General features: G+C 64.7%; 13 protein-coding genes. All 13 read left to right on the top strand.

Features of this window, described 5'->3' with window-relative positions; translation table 11 throughout:
* Positions 1-160 precede the first annotated feature (160 nt).
* The 13 genes from HPO_RS14585 (at position 161) to HPO_RS14525 (ending at position 14,792) form a co-directional block, all read left to right on the top strand.
* Complete coding sequence (locus HPO_RS14585) at positions 161-655, top strand: division/cell wall cluster transcriptional repressor MraZ (protein WP_051612654.1); 495 nt, start codon at positions 161-163, stop codon at positions 653-655.
* On the top strand, positions 655-1,683 hold the full coding sequence (gene rsmH, locus HPO_RS14580) for a 16S rRNA (cytosine(1402)-N(4))-methyltransferase RsmH (RefSeq protein WP_035600289.1): 1,029 nt from the start codon (positions 655-657) through the stop codon (positions 1,681-1,683). The genes HPO_RS14585 and rsmH overlap by 1 nt, the downstream gene beginning before the upstream one ends.
* Positions 1,680-2,060 (top strand): cell division protein FtsL, encoded by a 381-nt coding sequence (gene ftsL / locus HPO_RS14575; protein WP_051612653.1) that lies wholly within the window; start codon positions 1,680-1,682, stop codon positions 2,058-2,060. The genes rsmH and ftsL overlap by 4 nt, the downstream gene beginning before the upstream one ends.
* Complete coding sequence (locus HPO_RS14570) at positions 2,057-3,688, top strand: peptidoglycan D,D-transpeptidase FtsI family protein (protein WP_035600288.1); 1,632 nt, start codon at positions 2,057-2,059, stop codon at positions 3,686-3,688. Before ftsL ends, HPO_RS14570 begins: the two co-directional genes overlap by 4 nt.
* Positions 3,685-5,121 carry a UDP-N-acetylmuramoyl-L-alanyl-D-glutamate--2,6-diaminopimelate ligase gene (locus HPO_RS14565; RefSeq protein WP_035600287.1) on the top strand — a complete coding sequence of 479 codons (1,437 nt, stop codon included), beginning with the start codon at positions 3,685-3,687 and terminating at the stop codon, positions 5,119-5,121. The genes HPO_RS14570 and HPO_RS14565 overlap by 4 nt, the downstream gene beginning before the upstream one ends.
* Positions 5,118-6,554, top strand: coding sequence for a UDP-N-acetylmuramoyl-tripeptide--D-alanyl-D-alanine ligase (locus HPO_RS14560; RefSeq protein WP_035600285.1), 1,437 nt, complete (start codon positions 5,118-5,120; stop codon positions 6,552-6,554). The genes HPO_RS14565 and HPO_RS14560 overlap by 4 nt, the downstream gene beginning before the upstream one ends.
* Positions 6,554-7,747: a phospho-N-acetylmuramoyl-pentapeptide-transferase gene (gene mraY / locus HPO_RS14555; protein ID WP_035600281.1), complete on the top strand. Its 1,194-nt coding sequence runs from the start codon at positions 6,554-6,556 to the stop codon at positions 7,745-7,747. Before HPO_RS14560 ends, mraY begins: the two co-directional genes overlap by 1 nt.
* Before the next feature lie 10 nt (positions 7,748-7,757).
* Positions 7,758-9,173 carry a UDP-N-acetylmuramoyl-L-alanine--D-glutamate ligase gene (gene murD / locus HPO_RS14550; protein ID WP_035600279.1) on the top strand — a complete coding sequence of 472 codons (1,416 nt, stop codon included), beginning with the start codon at positions 7,758-7,760 and terminating at the stop codon, positions 9,171-9,173.
* Positions 9,170-10,321 (top strand): FtsW/RodA/SpoVE family cell cycle protein, encoded by a 1,152-nt coding sequence (locus HPO_RS14545; protein WP_084324347.1) that lies wholly within the window; start codon positions 9,170-9,172, stop codon positions 10,319-10,321. The genes murD and HPO_RS14545 overlap by 4 nt, the downstream gene beginning before the upstream one ends.
* A complete protein-coding gene (gene murG, locus HPO_RS14540) occupies positions 10,314-11,414 on the top strand; it encodes an undecaprenyldiphospho-muramoylpentapeptide beta-N-acetylglucosaminyltransferase (protein WP_035600277.1) in 1,101 nt (366 codons plus the stop codon). The genes HPO_RS14545 and murG overlap by 8 nt, the downstream gene beginning before the upstream one ends.
* Positions 11,411-11,770 (top strand): hypothetical protein, encoded by a 360-nt coding sequence (locus tag HPO_RS14535; protein ID WP_035600275.1) that lies wholly within the window; start codon positions 11,411-11,413, stop codon positions 11,768-11,770. Before murG ends, HPO_RS14535 begins: the two co-directional genes overlap by 4 nt.
* Positions 11,771-11,786: 16 nt before the next feature.
* Positions 11,787-13,211, top strand: a complete 1,425-nt coding sequence (gene murC, locus HPO_RS14530) for a UDP-N-acetylmuramate--L-alanine ligase (RefSeq protein WP_035600274.1) — start codon at positions 11,787-11,789, stop codon at positions 13,209-13,211.
* Positions 13,212-13,304: 93 nt separating this feature from the next.
* Complete coding sequence (locus tag HPO_RS14525) at positions 13,305-14,792, top strand: MFS transporter (protein WP_035600272.1); 1,488 nt, start codon at positions 13,305-13,307, stop codon at positions 14,790-14,792.
* The last annotated feature ends 4 nt before the right edge of the window (positions 14,793-14,796 follow it).

Below are 14,796 nucleotides of genomic sequence, written 5' to 3'. Positions count from 1 at the left end.
GCGTTCCGATGATGAGCGCTTTTTGTTCCTCAATTGGTCCAATGTGGAAATTCTGATTCGCCAGTGGTGCCCATTGAGGCCCATGCGTGCCCATGATACTCCAAATTTACACATGGTTTACCCATGGCGGGGTTTAGGCAGATAAGATTGGGCTAGGCGGGTGTTTGTTTCCACCTATGAGGGCGCTATTGACGCAAAGGGCAGGGTTTCGATCCCTGCACCTTTCCGCGCCGCATTGGGCGGGTCAAATCGCGTTTTCATCTGGCAGGCCCCGGATGGGTCCGGCGCGCTTGAGGGTGGCGGCGAGGAGCTGATGGAGCTCTACCGCGAGACCCTGGCCGAACTGCCGCTGCAATCGCCTATCCGCGAAGCCATCGTCACCTGCATCATCGCCGCGTCGGCCGATCTCAAGATCGACGATACCGGCCGGGTGAAGCTGCCCGAGGATCTCTGCGAAGCGGCAGACCTCAGTGGCAAGATCAAGTTTTCCGGCCAGATGGACAGTTTCCGCATCTGGAACCCGGAGCGCTTCAGCCTGCATCAGATGCGGATGCGCTCGATCGTCAACGCGCCTGAAACGCTCGATGCCTTTGCGTCGGCCTATAATAAGGTGCGCCAGCGCCGGGCCGCGGCCGGACGTGGGGAGGCGGGCTGATGTCGACACGCGCCACGCCCCGCACGCCCGCTGAGCCCGGCCATCTGCCGGTGATGCTGGCCGAAGTGCTGACCGCCCTCGCCCCGGCCGATGGCGATGTCATCATTGACGGCACCTTCGGCGGTGGCGGCTACACCACTGCCATCCTGCAGGCGGCGCGTTGCACCGTACTCGGCATTGACCGCGATCTCGACGCGATTGTCCGGGCCGAGAAGATGGCGGAGGTCAATCCCCGCCTCGTGCCCCTGCTCGGCTGCTTCGGCGATCTCGACACCCTGGCTGAGCAGGCGGGCCATTCTGCCGTGGACGGCGTTGTGCTCGATATCGGGGTTTCCAGTTTTCAGATCGACCAGGCCGAGCGCGGTTTTTCCTTCATGAAGGATGGCCCGCTGGACATGCGCATGGGCGGAAGCGGTCCGTCTGCGGCCGATGTGGTCAACAGAATGAGCGAAAAGGGCCTGGCGGATGTGATTTTCCGTCTGGGCGAAGAGAAAAACGCCCGCCGGATTGCCCGTGTTCTGGTGCAGCGCCGGGCGGAGGCGCCGTTCGAGACGACGGCGGATCTCGCCTCTGTGGTTGAAGACGCGGTCGGCGGGCGGCGCGGCGCGCGGGTTCACCCCGCCACGCTGACCTTCCAGGCGATTCGGATGTATGTGAACGACGAGCTGGGCGAGCTGGCGCGCGGCCTGCGCGCGGCCGAGCATATCCTCAAGCCGGGCGGGCGGCTGGTGGTTGTCACCTTCCATTCGCTGGAAGACCGGCTGGTGAAGCAGTGGATGAAGCAGAAAGCGGGCGCTGTGCCGTCTGGCTCGCGCCACATGCCGCTGCTCTCCAAGGGGCCGCAGCCGGCCTTTGAACTGCAGGAAAACAAGGCGGTGCAGCCGTCTGAAAAGGAAGTGGAAACCAATCCACGCGCACGGTCTGCAAAGTTGCGGGCGGCGATCCGCACCAACGCGGACGCGGCCCAGGATGAGGCGAGCGACGGTATGAACTTGCCGCCGCTCGCGGAGCTGGAGAAGTCGCGATGAGCCGCAAGGTATTTTTCTTTGGTCTTCTGGTCGCCGGGTTGCTGATTTTCAGCCTCTACCGGGCAAAATATGGTGCCAAGGACACCGCCGCCGAACTGATGGCGGTGGAAGCGCAGATTGAGGAAGCCCAACGCGAAAAGGCGCTTCTGGAAACCGAGCTCGCCCATATGAGCCGGCGGGACTGGATTGAGGAATATGCCCGCAAGGAGCTGGGCATGGCCCCGCCCAAGCCCGGCCAGATGGCCAATGAGGGCGACCTTGATGAAGTGGTCGGCCCGCCGGTGACCACGCTGCAGGTCATGTCGGTATCCAGTGAGGCCGCTGACACGGCGGACACGGATGAAGATGCCGGCAAGGCTGCGGAGGCGCCCAGATGAGCGAAGCCTCCCGGCATCGTACACGGCTCGCCGGGCTGGCCATCGGCCTGCTCTTCGTGCTGATGGCGGGCCGGGGCGGTTATCTGGCCCTGTCGGACGCGCCGTCCAATGCAGCGGCCCGGCCGATGACGGCAGCGCTTCAGCAGCGTGCGGACATTGTGGACCGGAACGGCGAATTGCTGGCCACGTCGGTTGTCTCCTGGTCGCTCTGGGCCAATCCGAGCCTGATCTGGGATGGCGCGGATGTCGCCGGGCAGCTTGTCCGTGTGCTGCCGGACCTGAACGAGGCCGACCTTGCTGCTCGCCTGTCTGATCCCAAACGCAAATTCGTCTGGGTGAAGCGCGGGCTGACGCCCCGCCAGCGCGAGCAGGTGGCGGCGCTTGGCCTTGAGGGCCTTGATTTCCGTGAAGAGGCCCGCCGGGCCTATCCGCGCGGCGTGCTGGCCGGGCAGGTGCTCGGCTATACCAATGTCGATGGGAAGGGGATCGCCGGGGTCGAGCTGGCGCAGGAGGCCGCACTTCAGGGTGGGGTGGCGCCTGTCCGGCTGACGTTGGATATCGGCGCCCAGGCGGCGCTGGAGGCAGAGCTCGCCACGGCTGCGATGGATTATGACATGAAGGGCGGCGCCGCGATCCTGATGGATACGCGCACCGGCGCCATTCGCGGCATGGCAAGCTGGCCGCCATTTGATCCCAACCGCGCGAGCGATACGCCTGCGGACGACCCTTCCCGCACCAACCGGGCGATCAGCGCGGTGTATGAGCTCGGCTCGATCTTCAAGCCGTTGACGATTGCTGCCGCGCTGGACGTGGGCGCGATCAAGCCGGAAGACCGGTTCCCGGTGGGCCAGCCCCTGCTGATCCAGGGACGCCGCATCTCCGATACGCACTGGTTTGCCCGTGAGGCGGACGTTTGGAAAATCCTGTCGGAAAGCTCCAACATCGGCACGGTGCAGGTGAATTACGCGCTGGGGGCCCAGCGCCAGCAGCAGTTTCTGGATCTGGCCGGCCTCACCCGCCGCGCGCCCGTCGGCCTGCCCGGCTCGGCCGCGCCGCTTGTGCCCGCGCGCATGGATGAGGTGACGGCGGCGACGGTTTCCTATGGCCATGGCATCTCGGTGACGCCGATGGCGTTTCTGGTGGCGTTTTCTGCCTTCGGGAATGACGGGGTGATGGCGGCGCCGGTGCTGGTGGAGGATGAGGCCGCACCGAAGGCTGAGCCTGTGCGCCTTTTCTCCCAGCAGACGGCGCATCTGGTGACCGAGATGATGCGCCAGAGCGTGGTGAATGGGACAGCGCGCCGCGCCGAGGTGCCCGGATACCGCGTGGCGGGAAAGACGGGTACGGCGGAGAAGCCGATCCCCGGCGGCTATGCCAAGGACCGCAATGTTGCGAGCTTTGCTGCGGTATTTCCTGCAGACAGCCCCCAATATGCCCTGATTGTGACGCTGGATGAGCCCAAGGCCATCGAGGACGGAACCATGACCGCCGCTGTGAACGCTGCGCCGGTTGCTGGGCGTATCATTGAGCGCGTGGCGCCGCTTCTCGAGGTCGATCCGCGCTTTGAGGATCTCCGGCCTGCCACCGCGCCGCCCAGACCCCTCTCCCAGAACAGGAGTGAACTTTGAACCTCTCGGACCTTTTCCCGCTCGCTGAGAATGGCGAGACCGAGATCCTCGGAATGACCGCTGACAGCCGCAAGGTTCAGCCGGGCTGGCTGTTTGCGGCCCTCAAGGGCAGTGTGCATGATGGCGGGCGGTTTGTGCCCCAGGCCATCGCGCAGGGCGCCGCGGCGATCCTGTCGGATGGCGATGCGGGCGAGGTGTCCGTGCCGCATGTGATTGCCGACGAGCCGCGCCGCGCGCTGGCGCTGGCGGCCAAGCGCTTCTATGGCGCGCAGCCGGAATTCGTGGTGGCCGTCACCGGCACCAATGGCAAATCCTCAACAGTCGATTTTGCCCGTCAGATATGGGGCCGGGCAGGGATCAAGGCCGCCTCGATGGGCACGCTGGGCGCCATCGGGCCGAGCGGCAAGATCGATATCGGCCACACGACGCCCGACCCGGTAACCGTCAGTGAAACGATGAAACTGCTGACCGCCCAGGGCGTGACGCACTGCGCGATGGAGGCCTCCAGCCATGGCCTTGAGCAGCACCGTCTTGACGGGGTGGATCTCTCTGCTGTTGCCTTCCTGAATCTCACCCAGGACCATCTGGATTACCATCCGACGATGGAGGCCTATCTGGGCGCCAAGCTGCGCCTTTTCCGTGATCTGGCGCCCAAGGGCATTCCAGCCATCGTCAACGCGGACAGCGATCATCGCGAGACTGTCGAAGAGACGGCGCGCAAGGCCGGGCTTCAGGTGGTGTCATTCGGCTGGCGCGGCGAGGATCTCTGGATCGACGAGCTGATGCCGAAAGCGACCGGGCAGACGCTGTTCCTCTACTGGAAAGATGTGGAGCAGAAACCGATCGAGCTGCCGCTGATCGGCGAGTTCCAGACGCTGAACGCGCTGGCGGCCGCTGCGCTCTGTCTGTCGCTCGGCATGGAATTCCCGGCCGTGGCCGAGGGGCTTGCCAATCTGAAGCCCGTGAAAGGCCGTCTCGAATTTGTCGGCAAGACCGAGACGGGCGCCGCTGTGTTCGTGGACTATGCGCATACGCCTGACGGGCTGGATGTGCTGCTGCGCGCTGTCCGTCCGCATACGGCGGGACGGTTGAAGGTGATCTTCGGCTGTGGCGGCGACCGGGACGCGAAGAAGCGCCCGATCATGGGTGAGATTGCCAGCCGCCAGGCCGATGATGTGATCGTGACAGATGACAATCCCCGCTCGGAAGATCCGGCCAGAATCCGCGCCTCGATCCTTGGCGGCGCGAAGGGTGCCCGCGAGATTGGCGACCGGGCCGAGGCCATCCACACCGTGATCCGTGAGCTGAAAAAAGGCGACACGCTGGTGATTGCCGGCAAGGGGCATGAGACGGGCCAGATCATCGGCTCGCAGGTCTTGCCCTTCTCTGACCAGGATGAGGCGCTGGCCGCCCTGAAAGCGAGTGCGCGATGACAGCCCCGCTCTGGATCTCCAGCGATATCGAACTCGTCACCGGCGGCGCGGCCAGCGCCCCCTTTGAAGTGACAGGCTCGATCTCCATCGATACGCGCACCCTGCAGAAGGGCGACCTCTTCGTGGCGCTGAAGGATCAGCGCGACGGGCATGACTTTGTGGAGGCCGCCTTCAAGGCGGGGGCTGCCGGCGCGCTTGTCTCCCGGCCCATGCCGGGCGGACCGGTAGTGCAGGTTGAGGATGTGCTGGACGCGCTGACGCAGCTGGGCATTGCGGCGCGCGTGCGCTGCGGCGCCCATCGCACGGCGGTGACAGGCTCTGCCGGCAAGACATCCGTGAAGGAGATGCTGGCGCAGATCTACCGCGCCTTTGGCCCGGCCCACTGGAACGTCAAGAGCTTCAACAATCACTGGGGCGTGCCGCTGACGCTCGCGCGGATGCCGGAGGAAACCCAGCGCGCCGTGTTCGAGATCGGCATGAACACGCCCGGAGAGATTGCCCCGCGCAGCCATATGGTGCGCCCGCATACCGGCATTGTGACCTGCATTGCGGCCGCCCATCTTCAGGGGCTTGGCTCGGTGGAGGGGATCGCCGAGGAGAAGGCGAACATATTCGCTGGCCTGGAAGCGGGCGGTACAATCATTCTGCCGGCGGACGATAAATTTCTGGACTATCTCTCCGAACGGGCACGGAGTTTCTGTCCCACGGGCAATGTCGAGACGTTCGGAACCTCGCCCGATGCCACTGCCCGCATCGTGGCCTATGAAACCGATGGCCGCACCAGCCGCGTGGACGTGGAAATCGTCGGTCGCCGGGTGAGTGTGACGCTGGATGCTGTCGGCGCGCACTGGGCGCAGAATGTCGCCGCCGCCCTGCTCGCGGCCAGCCAGTCCGGTCTCTCCGTCACCGAATGTGCCGAGGCGCTGTCGGGCTATGCCCCGCCGCCGGGCCGGGGCACTTCCGAAACGCTGACCCTGCCGGAGATCGGCGAGATCACGCTGATCGATGACGCCTACAACGCCAACCCCGCCAGCATGCGCGCCGCCCTCAAGGGGCTGTCCCAACGCGCGGGGGCGCGCCGTCTCGCCGCGCTCGGCGACATGCGCGAGATCGGGGAGTCCTCAGCCGAGGAGCACCGCAACCTTGCCGGGCCGATCGTTGAGGCAGGGGTTGATGGGGTGTTCCTGGCTGGTGCCGAAATGCAACACCTTTCTGAGGCTCTGCCGCAGGATCTGCAGCAGATATCTGCTCCGACTGCGGATGAGTTGTGGAATCAGCTGCAAAAAGCACTGCGCGCTGGGGATGTGCTCTTGATCAAAGGGTCGAATGCGTCCGGGATGGGACGGATAGCGGACCGGCTGCGCCAATGGAGCCAGCCGGCCGGATTGGGCAAGATGGATGGCGGCTCAGAAGGAGCTGCGAGGGTAAGCTGATGCTGTATGAACTGCTGGCCGCGGACAGCGGCGTATTCAACCTGCTGAATTACATTACCTTCCGCACCGGTGCGGCAGTCGTCACGGCATTTCTGGTGACGGTGCTGATCGGTGAGGGGCTGATCAACTTCCTGCGCGCGCGTCAGGGCAAGGGCCAGCCGATTCGCGATCTCTCGCTGGAAGCGCAGCTCTCGAAGAAGGGTACGCCCACCATGGGCGGCCTGCTGATCTGGGTGGGCCTGATCGTCGCCGTTGCCCTCTGGGGCAACTGGCAGAACCCCTATGTCTGGGTCACGCTCGTCGTCACCTTTTCCTATGCCTTCCTCGGCTTCCTTGACGACTATGCCAAGGTCACCAAGCAATCGACCGATGGGGTGTCTGCCGGGGCGCGCCTGATTGCCGGCTTCGGCATCGCGGCGCTCGCCTGCGCCATCATCATGGGCCTGCACGGGGCGCACACGCCCGCCGGCCATGCCGAATGGGGGCCGCTCAATCCGCTGGCAGAATGGATTGCCGGCTTTGCGCCGAAAACCTCTGTGCAGCCGGCCGACCCGAATTTCTCCGGCGGCGTGGCGGTGCCCTTCGTCAACAACTACTTCCTGCCGCTGGGCGGCTTCTTCATCCTCTTCGGCATGATCGTCATCGTCGGCGCGGCCAATGCGGTGAACTTCACCGACGGGCTCGACGGCCTCGCCATTGTGCCGATGACGTTTGCCGCCGCTGCCTATGCGATGATTGCCTATCTCACCGGTAACTTCGTGTTCGCCTCCTATCTCGGCATCCAATTTGCGCCGGGCGCGGGCGAGCTTGCCGTGATCCTTGGCGCGGTGATCGGGGCAGGCATGGGCTTTCTCTGGTTCAATGCCTATCCGGCGAAAGTCTTCATGGGCGACACCGGCTCGCTTGGCCTGGGCGCCATGCTCGGCGTGGTCGCCGTGGCGACGAAACATGAATTTGCGCTGGTCGTGATCGGCGGCCTGTTCGTGCTGGAGGCGCTTTCGGTGCTGACCCAGATTGGCTGGTTCAAGATCACCAAGCGCCTGACGGGCGAGGGCAAGCGCATCTTCCTGATGGCGCCCCTGCACCACCATTTCCAGAAGAAGAACTGGCCGGAAACGCGCGTCGTCGTGCGCTTCTGGATTCTCTCCGTCCTGTTCGCCCTGATGGGCCTTGCCACCCTGAAGCTGAGGTGATGCAGGCGCCATGATCCCCATTACCGAATACGCGGGAAAAGACGTTGCGGTGTACGGCCTTGGCCGCACCGGTCTCAGCGCGGCCAAAGCCCTCAAGGCTGGCGGCGCGCGCGTCCATGCGTGGGATGATAATGAGGAAAGCCGCGCAAAGGCCGAAGCGGCCGGCATCGCCCTCTCCGACATCAACAAGCGCGACTGGCAGACCTTTGCTGCGCTCGTCCTGTCGCCGGGCATTCCGTACAAATTCCCCCAACCTCACCGCCTGGTGCGGATGGCGGAGATGACCGGCGTTCCGGTGATCGGGGATATGGAACTCTTCGCGCGCGCCGTGCAGGCACTGCCCGAGCGGGCGCGGCCGAAGATCGTCGCGATCACCGGTACCAATGGCAAGTCCACCACCACGGCGCTGATCGGGCATATACTGAAACAGGCGGGCCGCGACGCGCGCGTTGGCGGCAATATCGGCACCGGCGTGCTCGATCTCGCCCCGCTGCATTCCAATGCCATCTATGTGCTGGAGATGTCGTCCTACCAGCTCGACCTGGTGAAAAGCCTGCGCTGCGATGTGGCCGTCTTCATGAACCTCTCGCCTGACCATCTCGACCGGCATGGCGGCATGGATGGCTATCAGGCCGCGAAGATGCGCATCTTCCAGAACCAGACGGAGAAGGATGTCGCCGTCATCGGGTTTGACGATGTCTATTCCCAGTCGATCGCCATCGGCCTGTCGGCCAAGGGGCCGCAGAAGGTGGTGCAGATTTCCTCTACCTACACGCTGGGCAAGGGCATCAGCGCGGTGGACGGCCGCCTTTATGACAATCAGTCCGGCAAGGCGGAATTCGTCGGCAAGCTGGATGAATGTCCGGCGCTGATCGGACGCCACAACTATCAGAACGCCGCGGCGGCGTATGCGGCGTGCCGGGCGCTGGGCCTTGATCCGGGTACGATCATGGCGGGACTGCGCTCCTTCCCCGGCCTTGCCCACCGGATGGAAGCGGTCGGCGAGATCGGCGGCATCCGCTTCATCAACGATTCCAAGGCAACCAACGCCCAGGCTGCCGAACAGGCGCTGCGCGCCTTCAAGAACATCTACTGGATTGCCGGCGGGGTTCCGAAGGCGGAGGGCATTGCCCCGCTCGCCCCGCTCTTTCCCAACATCACCAAGGCCTACCTGATCGGTCAGGCCGAAGATGCCTTTGCCGCTACGCTGCACGGCAAGGTGCCCAGCCAGGTGTGCGGCGCGCTCGACCGGGCGGTGGAGGCGGCCTATCGCGACGCCAAGGCGGCCGGAGAGCCGGGCGCGGTCATCCTCCTGTCGCCTGCCTGCGCGAGCTTTGATCAGTTCAAGGATTACGAGCAGCGGGGCGACGCGTTCCGCAGCCTTGTGCAGGGCATGATGCCGGCCAGTCTCAAGGTGACCGCGTGAGCTACACGGCCAACGCACCGCTTCTGCCGCGTTCGGACACATCCTGGTTTACCGAATGGCGCCGCACGCTGGATTGGGGGCTGGTGGCCGGCGCCGTTCTGCTGATGGGGATCGGTCTCCTGATGTCGCTCGCCGCCGGGCCGTCTGCCTCTGCGCGGATCGGCTATGGCGACGCCTATTACTTCGTCTACCGGCAGGCGGGACTGGCGGCCCTCAGCTTTACGATCATGATGAGTTTCAGCGCGCTTGACCGGAAATGGGCGCGGCGCGCGGCAACCGCGATTTTCTTCGTCAGTATCATGATGATGATTGCCGTGCTTGGCATCGGGCATGAGGCCAAGGGCGCCCAGCGCTGGTTGCGCTTTGCCGGCTTCTCCATCCAGCCGAGCGAGACGGTGAAGCCGGCGCTGATCCTGCTCTGCGGCTGGCTGCTGGCGCAGCGCGAGCTTTATCCCAAGGGCCCCTGGGCGCTGGTGGCCTTCATCTTCTATGCGGTGACGCTCGGCCTGCTGCTGCTGCAACCGGATGTCAGCCAGTCGGTGCTGCTGACGGCCGCCTTTCTGACGACCTTCTTCGTCAGCGGCCTGCCCAAGCGCTGGGTGGGGATCTTTGGACTGGGCGGCGGCGTGCTGGCGATAGCGCTCTATAATCTGCTGCCTTATGTGAAGGCGCGGGTGGATGTGTTCGTGAACCCGGCTTCGGTGGACCGCTACCAGCTCGACAAGGCGGCCGAAGCCATCAGCCGGGGCGGCCTGTTCGGTGTCGGGCCGGGGGAAGGGCTGGTGAAGGCCCGCCTGCCGGACGCGCATACCGATTTCATCTTCGCGGTGATGGCCGAGGAGTTTGGTCTCGTGGCGATTGTGGTGCTGATGGCGATCTTTGCGATGATGGCGATCCGCGGTTTCCGCGCGGCTGCCCGTATCGAGGACGGCTATGCCCGCACGGCGGCGGCGGGCCTCTTCACCCTGTTCAGCCTCCAGGCGGCGGTCAATATCGGCGTGAACCTGGCCGTTCTGCCGCCAACCGGTGTGACACTGCCTTTTGTCTCCTATGGCGGCTCTTCCATGGTGGGTATGGGATTGACGCTCGGCCTTGCGCTTGCTCTCGTCCGCGGCGAAGGCACAAGGAGCCGTGGCCAGTATGGCTGACACACCCGATTCAAAACTCGTCATCATCGCAGCCGGGGGCACCGGCGGCCACATGTTCCCCGCCCGCGCCTTTGCCGACGAAATGCGCGCGCGCGGCTGGAACACGGCGCTGATCTCCGATTCCCGCGGCCTGAAATACGCTGCCGACTTTCCGGCAGACTGGAAGGAAGAGATCGAGGCGGCCAGCCCCAACTTCCGCAAACCCTGGACGGTGCCCGGCGCGGCGCTGAAGATCAATGCCGGCATTGCCCGTGCCCGCCGCCTGATGAAGCAGCACCGCCCGGCGCTGGTCGCCGGCTTTGGCGGCTATCCGGCCTTTCCCGCGCTGGCGGCGGCGCGCCGCCTCAGCGTGCCGATCATCATCCACGAACAGAATGCCGTGCTTGGCCGGGTGAACCGCCAGTTTGCCAAACATGCCAAGCTGGTGGCCAGCGGCTTTGAGCGGCTCGACCGCCTGCCCCCCGGATCGGCGCACATGCCGATCGGCAATCCCGTGCGCGCCCCCATCCTGGAAGCCGGTAAGGTTCCCTATCCGCCTACGGACGAGACGCTGAACATCTTCGTCACCGGTGGCAGCCAGGGGTCGCGCATCATTGGCGAAGTCGTGCCGCTGGCGATCGCCAATCATATTCCCGCGCCGCTGCGTGTGCGCCTCAAGGTGGTCCAGCAGGTGCGCGAGGAACAATATGAGATTGTCTCGAACATCTACCGCAATGCTGGTGTTGCCTGCGAGCTGTCTGCCTTCTTCCGCGACATGCCGGAGCGTCTCGCTGCGTCCCATCTGGTGATCGCGCGCTCGGGTGCCGGCACGGTGAGCGAACTGGCCGCTGTCGGGCGCCCGTCGATCCTCATTCCGCTCGCCATCGCCATGGATGACCATCAGGCGGCGAACGCTGAAGCGCTGACCGAGGTGGGCGCCGCCGACATGATCCTGGAAGCCAATGTGACCCCCAGGCTGCTCGGCGAGCTGATCTCGGCGCGCCTCTCTGATGGCGCAGACCTTGCGGCGCGCGCTGCCGCGGCAAAGACTGCCGCCCGCCCGGATGCGGCCCAGAAACTGGCGGAAATGGCGGAGAGGATCGCGGAACTATGATCCGCCGCTCTGCCTACATTGCAATCGTCTTCGGCCTGTTCCTCACGATCTTCGAGGTCGTGCGCAATTGGGGCCATTGGCTGCCCTGGCCGTTCTGGCTGGTCAGCTTCATTACGGCCGGGGCGCTGATCTGGGGCGCCATCCGCACGCTGTATCAGGGCTCCTCCCGCATGCTGTCGGCGGCATGGGGTGTTACGGTCGGGATTTTCTGGATGTCGTATTTCACGCATGTGCAGGTTCTGGTCGAAGGCGTCGGTGTGCATAAGGGCGAAGGTCCGATGACACTGGTGATGGGCCTGATGCTGATCGTTGCGATTGCGGGGCTTTTGTTGTCACTGACGCGGCGGACGATTTAGAGGCGCGAGGTTTGCCATGACCACCCCAACCCCGTTTCCGGTAGGCCCGGCGCATATCGTCGGCATCGGCGGCATCGGTATGTCGGGCATTGCCGATGTGATGCTGACCATGGGCTATGAGGTTCAGGGCTCGGACGTGGCCGACAGCGCCAATGTCGAGCGCCTGCGGGCGCGCGGGGTGAAAGTGTTCATCGGCCACAAAGCCGAGAATGTGACCGGCGCGGGCACGGTGATCATCTCCACCGCTATCCGCCGCGATAATCCGGAAGTGCAGGCCGCGCGCGCTGCAGGCATCCCGGTTGTGCGCCGGGCCAATATGCTGGCCGAGATCACCCGCCTCAAATACACCGTCTGCATTGCTGGCACGCATGGCAAGACGACCACCACCTCGCTGGTCGCCTGCCTGCTGGACGGGGCGGGCATTGACCCGACGGTCATCAATGGCGGCATCATCCATGCCTATGGCTCAAACTATAAGGCGGGCGAAAGCGACTGGATGGTGGTGGAAAGCGATGAGAGCGATGGCACCTTCGCCAAGCTTCACCCCACCTGCGCTATCGTCACCAATATCGACCCCGAGCATATGGACCATTACGGCACCATGGAAAATCTGCGCGAGGCGTTCGACACCTTTGTCGAGAACCTGCCCTTCTATGGCTTTGCTGTTCTCTGTACGGATCACCCTGAAGTACAGGCGCTGGCTGCCCGCGTCACCGACCGGCGGCGCATCACCTATGGGTTCAACCTGCAGGCCGATGTGCGCGCGGTGAGCCTGCGCACCGATCTTTCCGGCGCGCATTTCGACGTCGAAATCCGGCGCGGGGCCGGCGAGCCGCCCCGCCGGATCGCAGGGCTGACCCTGCCGATGGCGGGCGAGCATAACGTCCAGAACGCGCTGGCGGCCATCACCGTGGCGCTCGAACTCGGCGCGAGTGATGACCAGATCCGGGGCTCGCTGGCAAAGTTTGGCGGCGTGAAGCGGCGCTTTACGCCGGTGGGCGACTGGGTGCCCGCTGCGGGGCAGGATCCGGTGAAGATCATCGATGATTACGGCCACCACCCGGTCGAGATTGCCGCGGTGCTCAAGGCCGGGCGCGCCATGCAGGGCGACCGCACGCTGATCGCTGTCTGCCAGCCCCACCGGTATTCGCGGCTGAGCGACCTCTTTGAGGAATTTTCCCGCTGCTTCGATCAGGCCGATCATGTTCTGGTCGCCCCTGTCTATGAGGCGGGCGAGACGCCTATACCCGGCATCACGCACGAAGCCCTTGTCCGCTCCATCCAGCGCCACGGCCATCGCAGCGCGCAGGCATTGTCGTCGCTCGCCGATCTGCCCGAAGCGGTCAAGGCGCTGGCGGGGCCGGGCGCGATGGTTGTCTGCCTGGGAGCAGGGGACATCACCCGCTATGCCGGGGAGCTTGCCGGCAAGCTTCAGGGCTGACGCTGGGTCACAGACAAAACCGCCTTCCGCTTTGTGCAATTGCGACTAGTCTCGCCGCACAACGCGCGGAGCACACGCGCCGGGAGGATGCGAATGGCGCAAGCGATTGTGGATGCCGGTGGCGGCAACCTGGCTCATACTCACAAGGGAGAAGGAGGCGCGCTCGGCAAGACCGGCTTCTCCTGGGCCTGGTTTGAGGCGGCGCGCAATCCCTACTACATCCTGATCGTCATCTATGTGTTCGCGCCGTATTTCGCGCGGGACATTGTCGGCGCCGACATTCTCGCCAGCGGCAAGCTGGATGGGCTCTCGCCTGAGGAGGCCCGCCGCGTTGCGGGCGCCGAAGGCCAGGCGATGGTTGCCAATCTTTCCAAGACGGCAGGCTATATCGCTGCCCTGACCGCGCCCTTCCTCGGCGCCGCGTTCGACCGGGGCCTGCGCCGCAAGCCGCTGATCTTCTTTTGCCTGTCGCTGATCTCGCTGGTGGGAATTTCCCTCTGGTGGGCCATTCCGGGACCGGTCGGCCTCTCGACCGGCGCGATCATGTCGCTGCTGATCATCGCCTATGTCTGCTACAGCTATAGCGAGGTGGCGCACAATTCGATGCTGCCGGATGCGGCGCGGCTGGACGCTTTGCCGGCCGTATCGGGACTTGGCCTTGCGCTCGGCAATGGCATGGCGACGCTGATGTTTGTCGCCATCGTGTTCATGTTTGCGCTGCCGGAGGTGCTTGGCTGGCCCTTTTCCGCCCCCTTGTTTGGAATTGATCCGGCCCAGTACGAACAGTTTCGCATTGCCGGGCCGATCTGCGGGGTCTGGATGCTGGCCTCGATGATCCCGTTTTTCCTCTATGCGAGGGATACGGGCGTACGGGGCACTTCGCCGGTACGCGCGATCCGGGAAGGCGCCCAGGGCGTGGTCCGCACCATTCGCCAGGCGGCGCATCACCGCGAGGCGTTCAAATTCCTCATTGCCCGGACCATCTATGCGGACGGGATGTTCGCGCTGCTGACCATCGGCGCGGTGTATGTCAGCCTGTTCCTCGGCTGGGGCCTGATCGAGTTGACCATCTACGCCATCTGGGCCTCGGCCTGGGGCGTGGCGGGCGGCATCTTCGGTGGTTGGCTGGACCAGCGGCTCGGTCCCAAGAATGCGCTGATCGTCGAGATCGCCGCGATTGTGCTGATCCTGTTCCTCGGTCTTTCGGTCACGCGAGACTCTGCCTTCTTCGGCCTGGTGCCAAACGTAAAGGTATGGGACGCGCCATTCTTCTCCGGCTCATCGGATCTTATCTATCTGTTCCAAGGCGCGCTGATTGCCATCTTCGCCACGGCGAACATTTCCTCGAGCCGGTCGATGCTGATCCATGTCGCGCCGGCGCATATGCGGGGCGAATTCTTCGGCCTGTTCGCGATTGCCGGAACGGTGACGGTCTGGCTCGGGCCACTGCTGATCGAGCAGTTCACGCGCTGGTCAGGCGATCAGCGGATCGGCATGTCGGCCATCGCGCTGCTGTTCTTCCTCGGGCTCGCGGTGTTGCTGACGGTCAAGTCTGATCCGCCGGCGCGGCGCGCCGCCTAGCTTC

Source organism: Hyphomonas polymorpha PS728 (assembly GCF_000685315.1).
Taxonomy (GTDB): domain Bacteria; phylum Pseudomonadota; class Alphaproteobacteria; order Caulobacterales; family Hyphomonadaceae; genus Hyphomonas; species Hyphomonas polymorpha.
This window is presented reverse-complemented; position numbering and strand designations above follow the sequence as displayed.

Bases quoted from the DNA above. Each gene is read 5' to 3' on its own strand.
- rsmH (WP_035600289.1), top strand. From the start codon at position 655: ATGTCGACACGCGCCACGCCCCGCACGCCCGCTGAGCCCGGCCATCTG.
- ftsL (WP_051612653.1), top strand. From the start codon at position 1,680: ATGAGCCGCAAGGTATTTTTCTTTGGTCTTCTGGTCGCCGGGTTGCTG.
- HPO_RS14570 (WP_035600288.1), top strand. From the start codon at position 2,057: ATGAGCGAAGCCTCCCGGCATCGTACACGGCTCGCCGGGCTGGCCATC.
- HPO_RS14560 (WP_035600285.1), top strand. From the start codon at position 5,118: ATGACAGCCCCGCTCTGGATCTCCAGCGATATCGAACTCGTCACCGGC.
- mraY (WP_035600281.1), top strand. From the start codon at position 6,554: ATGCTGTATGAACTGCTGGCCGCGGACAGCGGCGTATTCAACCTGCTG.
- murD (WP_035600279.1), top strand. From the start codon at position 7,758: ATGATCCCCATTACCGAATACGCGGGAAAAGACGTTGCGGTGTACGGC.
- murG (WP_035600277.1), top strand. From the start codon at position 10,314: ATGGCTGACACACCCGATTCAAAACTCGTCATCATCGCAGCCGGGGGC.
- HPO_RS14535 (WP_035600275.1), top strand. From the start codon at position 11,411: ATGATCCGCCGCTCTGCCTACATTGCAATCGTCTTCGGCCTGTTCCTC.
- murC (WP_035600274.1), top strand. From the start codon at position 11,787: ATGACCACCCCAACCCCGTTTCCGGTAGGCCCGGCGCATATCGTCGGC.
- HPO_RS14525 (WP_035600272.1), top strand. From the start codon at position 13,305: ATGGCGCAAGCGATTGTGGATGCCGGTGGCGGCAACCTGGCTCATACT.